Source organism: Amycolatopsis sp. NPDC021455, assembly GCF_040640995.1.
Taxonomy (GTDB): Bacteria; Actinomycetota; Actinomycetes; order Mycobacteriales; family Pseudonocardiaceae; genus Amycolatopsis.
Map to the genome: position 1 here is coordinate 1 of NZ_JBFACT010000139.1, position 8,068 is coordinate 8,068.

Consider the following 8,068-nt stretch of genomic DNA (forward strand, 5'->3'; position numbering starts at 1 on the left):
GGGGATGATGACCGGCCATCCGGGGATCTTCGCGGGCGGCGACATGGTGCCGTCGGGCCGGACCGCGACCGTCGCGGTGGGACACGGCGCCCGGGCCGCCCGGGAGATCGACGCCTGGCTGCGCGAGGCCGTCGTGCCGGAGCCACCGGCCCGGCGCGAGGCGACTTTCGGCGACCTCAACACGTGGTACTACAGCGACGCCGACCGGACCGTCCGGCCGCACCTGGACCTGTCCCGGCGGGTGTCCACCTTCGACGAGATCAAGGGCGGCCTCGACGCGTCGACGGCGTTGTTCGAAGCACGCCGCTGCCTGTCCTGCGGCAACTGCTTCGAATGCGACAACTGCTACGGCGTCTGCCCCGACAACGCGGTGATCAAGCTCGACCCGGGGGAGCGGTACGCGATCGATCTCGACTACTGCAAGGGATGCGGGATCTGTGTCGCCGAATGCCCGTGCGGCGCCATCGAAATGGTGCCCGAGGAAAGCTGAGGAGGCGGAAATGCGAACCGTCATCGTGTTCGAATCGATGTACGGCGCCACCGAGAAGGTGGCCCGGGCCATCGCCGACGGAATGTCCGGGTCGGTCGGCGCCGAGGTCGTGAACGTCGACGACGCGCCGGCGGACCTCACCGGGGTCGAACTGCTCGTCGTCGGCGGGCCCACCCACGTGCACGGCCTGAGCCGGGCCGCCACCCGGAAGTCGGCCGCGGAGCAGGTGGACTACCCGATGCGGTCGCGGACCGGGCTCCGGGAATGGCTGGGCTCCCTCGGATCGCTGCCGCACGGGCTCGCGTTCGCGGCGTTCGACACCCGGATCGACAAGCCGCGCCTGTTCACCGGCGCCGCCTCGCTCGGCGCCGTGAAGCGGCTGAGCCGGCTCGGCGGCCGGGCGGTGGCGCCCGCCGAGAGCTTCTTCGTCGGCACCGACCCGGTCGACGCCGGTCCGGAACCGGGCGAGCTGGCCCGGGCCCAGGCGTGGGGCGCGGCGCTCGGCGCGTCCGTGCGCCGGACCGTGTCCTGAACGGCGGTCGCGGCGGACCGGTTCAGCGCAGGCCCGGCAGGTGCGCGACGGCGAGGCCGGTGACCGACGACGTGGTCGCGGCCATCAGCAGGCCGCCGAAGACGCCGATCAGGACCGTGGTGGTGAGCGACTGACCGGGCTGCCACAGCGGCATCGTGACGCCCAGGAAGACCGCCAGCCCGAGCAGCCACGCGGCGGCGGTGGTGGCGATCCAGCGAGCCGAGCGGCCGAGGTGGCGGCGCAGGACCAGCCACTGCGCGAACCCGATGGACAGCAGCAGCGCGATTCCCAGCACACCGGCCGCCGGCCAGAGCAGCGAGGGCGGCCACGTCGTCAGCGCCGCGGCCCACGTGCTCGGCGCCAGGCCGACGAGGTAGGCGAACGACGCGGCCGCGGCCGTCGCCGCCACCCATCGCCGGAAGCTCAGGGCAGGCAGCGCGTGCCGGAGGACGAGCGCCTGGCCGGCTCCGAGCGCGGCCCCTTCGGCGGCGCCGGCCAGCAGCAAGGCCGGCAGGGAAACGACGGCGGGACTGTCCGCGGTCAGGGCACCGGTGACCGCCGGAATCGAGAAGCCGAGGAACTCGGCGACCGTCACGACCGAGAACCACAGCCGGGCCAGGGCGGTGCCCCGCAGCAGCGCCGCCGGCGGCGCGGGAAAGGCCAGGACCGGCGTCCCGGCCGGCAGTCCGGCGCGGGGAAACCGCCGGCGGTAGGCCTCGGCCGCCGCGGCTCGGGCGGGACCCGTGAGCAGGCTGCCTTCGGTCGCTACCCAACGGTTGCCGACCAGCACCTCGGCCGGTGCGGCGTGCCGGAAGTGCCGCCACCAGCGCTTGCCCTCCGGGTGGCCGGCGACGACCAGGATCCGGTCGCCCGAGCGGGCGTACCGCACCGGGAACGCGATCGGTTCCGGCGCCCGGGCGGGCCGGTAGCGCAGGCCGGTGAGCGTCCCGTTCAGCAGCGGGGAAAGCCCGGATCGCAGCAGGCGGAGGAGCAACCGGTCCGGCACACCGGGGCGGATCGGCTTTTCGGTCGTGGTCGGCATCCCGCCAGTACAGGCGGCCGCGGCCGGCCACGGCAGGGCCGATCGAACACCGGCCCGGGGACTTTCGCCACCGGCGGGGTCAGAGCCAGTCGCGGCGTTTGAACAGCGCGTACAGCGTCGCGGAGATGACCAGGATGGCCAGCGTGGAGACCCACACCCCGGACGCCTGCCCGAAACCGGGGTAGGGGATGTTCTGGCCGTAGAAGCCGGTGATCGCGGTGGGCACCGCGATGATCGCGGCCCAGCTGGTGACCTTCTTCATGATCGTGTTCAGCCGGTTGGCCTGGATGCTCAGCTGGGTTTCCCGGATCGTGGCGATCAGGTCGCGCAGGGACTCCGTCCACTCCGTGACGCGCAGGACGTGGTCGTAGACGTCCTGGTAGTAGGGCAGGAGGGTGTCGTCGTGGCGCATCAGGGCGGCGACGATCTCCCGCATCGGGACGGCCAGGTGCCGCAGCCGGCTGAGGCTGCGGCGCAGGCGCAGGGACCGGCGCTGCAGGTCGGTGTGGTCGACGCGGTCGGCGAAGACGAGGTCTTCGAGTTCCTCGACCTGTTCGTCGAGGGCCTGGACGGCGTCGAGGTGGCCGTCGACGAGGTAGTCGAGCAGGCCGTGCAGCAGGAATCCGGCGCCGTTCTTGGCCAGTTCGGGGGTGGTGTCCCAGCGGGCGGTGAGCGCGTCGATGTCGGTGGTGTTGTTGCGGTGCACGGTGACCAGCACGCGGTCGGTGACGAAGGCGTCGAGCTCCGAGGCGGCCAGGGCGCCGTCGGTGACGTGCACGGTGTAGGCGGCGAGGAAGGAGTGCCGGTCGTAGCGGACGAGCTTGGGGCGCTGGTGGTCTTCGTCGAGCACGGAGGCGACGGCCAGGGGGTGCAGCCCGAGTTCGGTGGTGAGGGCGGCCAGGTCCTGCGCGGTGGGAGCGTCGAGGTCCAGCCACAGCGTCACCGACGGGTCGGCGAGGTGGTGGGCGGCTTCGGTGGCGGGGAAGTCCTCGCGTTCGAGGACGCCGCTGCGGTACAACCGGCTGCGCATCATCGGCTCAGCAGTCGTGGGCGGCGGCGAGGCTGGCGCGGCAGGCGCGGACCAGCTGGCGGGTGGCCCGGGTGGCGGGGGTGTCGCCGCAGGACGGGCAGCGGACCGAGACGTCGCCGGCCAGCTGGTCGATGGCGACGTCGAGCGCGCGTTCGCAGGCACGGCACCAGCGGGTGCCGGTGATGACGACGACGTGCAGTGGCGAGGCGACGCAGTCGTGCAGCCAGCGGCGGTGGGTGCGGCAGGTGACGCGCTCCAGCGGGTCCAGGCCGTCCTCTTCGGACCGGTCTTCCGCGGTCAGCGTGCGGGCCAGGCGCCGGTCGGTGACGTCGGCGTAGCGGGCGTCGACGAAGCCTGCGGGCCACAGGGCGAGGCGGTTGCGGCGGGGAGGCGTCGGCTCGGCTGTGGTCGCCGGGGCGGATCCGCGGTGTGCGTCCATGAGGTGCCTCAACTTTCGTCGGGATCCAGGGTGCGCCGGGGCGGGGCCGGGCGACGAGGGCCGGACCGTCCCGGCTTCCGGGGCCCGGGGGCCCTGGTTCCGGCAGGGCGAAGGCCCGTCCGAATGAGGACTTTCGGTCCGCCGGGAGGTGGTGCGCCGGCGCGCGGGGCGGCTCTGCGCTTCGCCGCAGCGGCCGGAAGTCCCCGTGCGGGAGGACTTACGGCCGCAGCCCGGCGGTTCTCCCGGCCCGCATCCTCGATCACATGGACACCTCAGCCGTGCTGCCCGGGCTCACGCGCCTGCGTCACTACCGGCGCGCGTGGTTGCGCGGCGACGTCGTCGCCGGGGTCACCGTCGCCGCCTACCTCGTCCCGCAGGTGATGGCCTACGCCGAGGTGGCCGGGCTGCCGCCGGCCGCCGGGCTGTGGGCGGCGGTCGGTCCGCTCGCGGTGTACGCGCTGCTGGGCTCGTCGCGGCAGCTGTCGGTCGGCCCCGAGTCGACGACGGCGTTGATGACGGCGGCGGTGCTGATGCCGCTCGCCGCGGGCGATCCCGCCCACTACTCGGCGCTGGCGGCGGTGCTCGCGATCATGGTCGGCTGCCTGTGCCTGGTGGCCGGGCTGGCGCGGCTGGGGGTGCTCGCCGAACTGCTGTCGAAGCCGGTGCTGACCGGCTACATGGCCGGGATCGCCGTGCTCATGGTCACCGGCCAGCTCGGGAAGGTCACCGGGGTCCCGGTCCACGGCGGCGAGTTCCTCGCCGAGGCCGGTTCCTTCTTCGCCGGGCTCGCCCAGGTGCGCTGGCCGGCCGTGGGGCTGGCGGCGGGCGTGCTGGCCCTGCTCTTCCTGCTGGAACGGCTCGTCCCGTGGGCGCCGGGGCCGCTCGTCGCGATGGCCGTGGCGACGCTGGTCGCGTCCGGGCTCGCGGGCTTCGACGTCGTGGGTGCGCTGCCCGCCGGGCTGCCGCCCGCGGTGTCCGGTGTTTCCGCGGCCGACGTCGGGCGGCTGGTCCTGCCCGCGGTCGGGATCGCGATCGTCGGGTTCTCCGACAACGTGCTCACGGCCCGGGCGTTCGCGGCCCGCCGGGGTGAGGAGGTCGACGCCGACCAGGAGCTGCGCGCGCTCGCGGCGGCGAACGTGGCGGCGGGTTTCCTGCACGGCTTCCCGGTCAGCAGCAGCGGCAGCCGGACCGCGCTGGGCGCGGCGGTCGGCGGCCGGACCCAGCTGCACTCGCTGGTCGCGCTGGCCACGGTCGTGCTCACGGTGCTGTTCGCCCGGCCGCTGCTGGCGGCGTTCCCGAAAGCGGCGCTCGGCGCGCTGGTCGTCTTCGCCGCGTGGCACCTCGTCGACGTCCGCGAGCTGCGCCGGTTCGCCCGGTTCCGGCGCAGCGAGCTCCTGCTCGCCCTGCTGACCACCGTCGGGGTACTGGGACTCGGCGTGCTGTACGGCGTGCTGGCCGCGGTCGGGCTGTCCATCCTGGACCTGCTGCGCCGGATCGCCCGTCCGCACGACGGGATCCTCGGCACGGTGCCGGGCCTGGCCGGCATGCACGACGTCGACGACTACCCGGCGGCGACCACCGAGCCGGGGCTGGTCGTGTACCGGTACGACGCACCGCTGTGCTTCGCCAACGCGGAGGACTTCCGGCGGCGCGCCCTCGCCGCGGCGGACGAGACGACGCGATGGTTCGTGCTCAACGCGGAGGCGAACGTCGAACTGGACGTGACGGCCGCCGACGCCCTCGACCGGTTGCGCGAGGACCTCGGCCGGCGCGACGTCGTGTTCGCGATGGCGCGGGTCAAGCAGGACCTGCGGGACGACCTCGTCGCCGCCGGGCTGGTGGCGAAGGTGGGGGAAGAGCGCATCTTCCCGACCCTCCCGACGGCCGTGGGTGCCTATCGCGGCTGGGCGGCGGCGGAGAGCCGGCCGTTCCAGCCGCTTCCGGGCCGGGAAGATCCGTGACGCCCGGTGCGAGAGCGGCCGAAGGTCACCACGCGCGAGGACGAACGACAGCAGCGAGCGCACTCGCGGGCGGCCTACCGTCGGATCCGGTTGCACCGCGCGGGATGTCCCGTGATGGTCGTCCGCACGGAACGAGGGAGTTGACATGACCACCAGCACGGTGTCCGCGGTGATGACCGCCGACCCGATCACCGTCACCACGCAGACGCCGTTCAAGGACATCGCCGAGTTGCTGACCGGGAACGGGATCAGCGCGGTGGGTGTCGTCGACAAGACGGGTGCGCTCGTCGGCGTCGTCTCGGAGGCGGACCTGCTGCCGCACCTGTGGGACGACCCGAAGCCCCGGTGGCGCGACCGCCGGCTGGCCCGCAAGGCGACGGCGTGCGCGGCGAAGGACCTGATGACCAGCCCGGTCGTCACGATCGACGCGGAGGCGCCGCTGGCGGTCGCGGCGGCGAAGTTCGCGCGCACCGGTGTGCGGCGGTTGTTCGTGCTGCGGAACGGGAAGCCGGCGGGCGTGCTGTCCCGTCGTGACCTGGTCGGCGTCTTCACCCGCGGTGACGCGGATCTCGAGCGGGAGGTCCGGGACCGGGTGCTGCGCGAGCGGCTGAACCTGGGCCCGGACCGGGTGCGCGTCGAAGTGCGGGCCGGGATCGTGACGGTCGTGGGGCGGGTGGAGCGGCGCAGCGACATCGACCCGGTGACGCGGCTGATCCACGAGCTGTCCGGCGTGGTGGAAGTGCGCAACCGCCTGGACTACGTCTGGAACGACGTGGCTTGATCCGCTGCCGCGCTGAGCGCCACGACGTGGCCGGGCGCGGCCGGCGCGACATGCTCAGCCCGCCACCAGGGCGAGTGAATCCGGCAGCTGCTCACGCGCCGGACGGAGCCGGCTCCAGCAGGACGTCCGCCAGGGATCGGCGCGGGGTCCACGGCACCGGCGCGCCGCGGCCGAGCCGCAGGACGATCTGCGGCCACAGGCCCCCGCCCAGCAGCCGGCGCAGTTCCGCACGCACCGCGGGAACCTCGACCGGCTGGGAGATGAACGAGGCGTCGAACCCCGCGGCGGTCGCGGTCAGCAGGACCCGCTGCATCGCCTGGCCGGCCCGGATCCGGTCGACGCGGGTGTCGTCGAAGGAGCCGATGACCACGACGAGGGGTTCGGAGTCGTCCGGCCGGCCGCGATCCTGTGAGCCGAAGTCGCGCAGGACCCAGCCGCCGTTGTTCGAGGGCGTCGACCCGGCCGCGTACTCGGGGACGCCGTCGCGGCTGTCCGGATCGCGCCCGGTCCAGTGCCGCCATTCGGCCAGGAAGGCCGGGTCGGCCAGCTGGGCGTGGTGCCCTTTGTGGACCAGTTCACGGAGTCCCTCGAGCTGGTTCGCGTCGAGCCGTGGCAGCCAGGCCTGCTCGACCTCGGCGGCGTGCCGCAGCTCGGCGACCAGGGACGCCGGGATCGAGCCCGCTTCGAACGGGGTGCGGTTCGTGTGGCGCCGGGGGATGGCGTCGGCCAGTTCGACCAGGCGGGGATCGGGCCGGCGGGCCGCGAACGGCCGTACGACGGCCAGCAGCGTGGGGTCGTCGCGCCGGGGAAACAGTGTCACGGCCGGGTGGGCCCCGAGCGCGTGGATCGCGGCGCGCAGGTTGAACAGCGCCGCCCCGCAGGAAAGCAGCAGCTCGCGCCGGTCGGCGTCGGCGACCGGCAGGGCGCGGTCCGGGTCGGCGTGCAGTTCGAGGCCGGCGCTGGTGCAGCGGAACCGCCAGGGCTGCGTGTTGTGCGTCGACGGGGCGAGCACCGCGGCCCCGATCACGGACTTCACCTGATCGGGGTCGAGCAGGCCGATCGAGGTGATGGGTGGTGTCATGGTTTCCCTTCGGCGCCGCGGAGCGGCACGCTGTCGATCCCCGAGCTGGTTACGACGGTCCCTTGGGCCGGGACGCCGGGGGAAGGGGACAAAGTCACCGAATCGAGCTGCTGATCGGGCTCCGGAACGAGCCGGTGACGAAGGTCCCCGGTGTTCGGGTAGTCCGGCCGCGGCGCGGCAACCCCGGTCCGAGGTCTCCTTGTGGTGCGACACCCGTCGTCGCAGAGAGGAGAAACTCCGATGACTGCCTTGGTGCCGGGTTCACGCCTGGCGTTGCCGAGCATCGCGGCGTGGCTGGAGAACCCCTGGCCGTTCGCCGAGCACAACCCGGTCCGGATCGAAGAGTCCACCGAGGACGGACGATTCGTCGTGCGGGCCGAGCTGCCCGGGTTCGACCCGGAGAAGCACATCTCCGTGACCACGCACAACGGGCTGCTGACCATCTCCGCCGAGCGTGAGGCGAAGGAGATCGCGGAGGGCCGTAGCGAGTTCTTCTACGGCACGTTCAGCCGCACGGTCAGCCTGCCGGCCGGGGCGGACCCGGCGAAGGTCAAGGCGACGTACACCGACGGCATCCTCGAGATTTCGATGCCGGTTTCGGCGCACCCGCGCGACAAGCACGTCAAGATCCAGGTCACCAAGGACTAGGTGACCCTCCGTGGTGGGCGCGGCCCTTCCCGGCCCCCCCCCCCCCACCCGGGGGGGCGGGGAA

Annotated in this window: 9 protein-coding genes; 5 read left to right on the forward strand and 4 right to left on the reverse strand. The window is 73.4% G+C overall.

Annotated features, from left to right (window positions below; all coding sequences use genetic code 11):
* On the forward strand, positions 1-490 hold a 490-nt coding region (locus AB0G28_RS48745; protein WP_361106355.1), incomplete at its 5' end, for a 4Fe-4S dicluster domain-containing protein.
* A gap of 10 nt (positions 491-500) precedes the next feature.
* A complete protein-coding gene (locus AB0G28_RS48750; RefSeq protein WP_361106358.1) occupies positions 501-1,022 on the forward strand; it encodes a flavodoxin domain-containing protein in 522 nt (173 codons plus the stop codon).
* A gap of 22 nt (positions 1,023-1,044) precedes the next feature.
* On the opposite strand, the gene AB0G28_RS48755 is transcribed toward AB0G28_RS48750, so the two are convergent.
* From AB0G28_RS48755 to AB0G28_RS48765, 3 genes are all read right to left on the reverse strand, one after another.
* Complete coding sequence (locus AB0G28_RS48755; protein WP_361106361.1) at positions 1,045-2,064, reverse strand: hypothetical protein; 1,020 nt, start codon at positions 2,062-2,064, stop codon at positions 1,045-1,047.
* Between the two features lie 79 nt (positions 2,065-2,143).
* The gene (locus tag AB0G28_RS48760) at positions 2,144-3,097 is read right to left on the reverse strand and encodes a magnesium transporter CorA family protein (protein ID WP_361106364.1); all 954 of its coding nucleotides are present in this window, start codon (positions 3,095-3,097) and stop codon (positions 2,144-2,146) included.
* A 4-nt stretch (positions 3,098-3,101) separates the two neighbouring features.
* Positions 3,102-3,533 carry a hypothetical protein gene (locus AB0G28_RS48765; protein WP_361106367.1) on the reverse strand — a complete coding sequence of 144 codons (432 nt, stop codon included), beginning with the start codon at positions 3,531-3,533 and terminating at the stop codon, positions 3,102-3,104.
* A 263-nt stretch (positions 3,534-3,796) separates the two neighbouring features.
* On the opposite strand from AB0G28_RS48765, the gene sulP reads away from it, so the two are divergent.
* Positions 3,797-5,494, forward strand: a complete 1,698-nt coding sequence (gene sulP / locus AB0G28_RS48770; protein WP_361106370.1) for a sulfate permease — start codon at positions 3,797-3,799, stop codon at positions 5,492-5,494.
* A gap of 145 nt (positions 5,495-5,639) precedes the next feature.
* A complete protein-coding gene (locus AB0G28_RS48775; RefSeq protein WP_361106373.1) occupies positions 5,640-6,275 on the forward strand; it encodes a CBS domain-containing protein in 636 nt (211 codons plus the stop codon).
* Positions 6,276-6,366: 91 nt separating this feature from the next.
* Here AB0G28_RS48775 and AB0G28_RS48780 read toward each other — a convergent pair whose 3' ends face one another.
* A complete protein-coding gene (locus AB0G28_RS48780) occupies positions 6,367-7,356 on the reverse strand; it encodes a hypothetical protein (RefSeq protein ID WP_361106375.1) in 990 nt (329 codons plus the stop codon).
* Between the two features lie 240 nt (positions 7,357-7,596).
* Here AB0G28_RS48780 and AB0G28_RS48785 point away from each other — a divergent pair, with 240 nt between their 5' ends.
* Positions 7,597-8,004 carry an Hsp20/alpha crystallin family protein gene (locus AB0G28_RS48785; protein WP_361106378.1) on the forward strand — a complete coding sequence of 136 codons (408 nt, stop codon included), beginning with the start codon at positions 7,597-7,599 and terminating at the stop codon, positions 8,002-8,004.
* Positions 8,005-8,068: the final 64 nt, after the last annotated feature.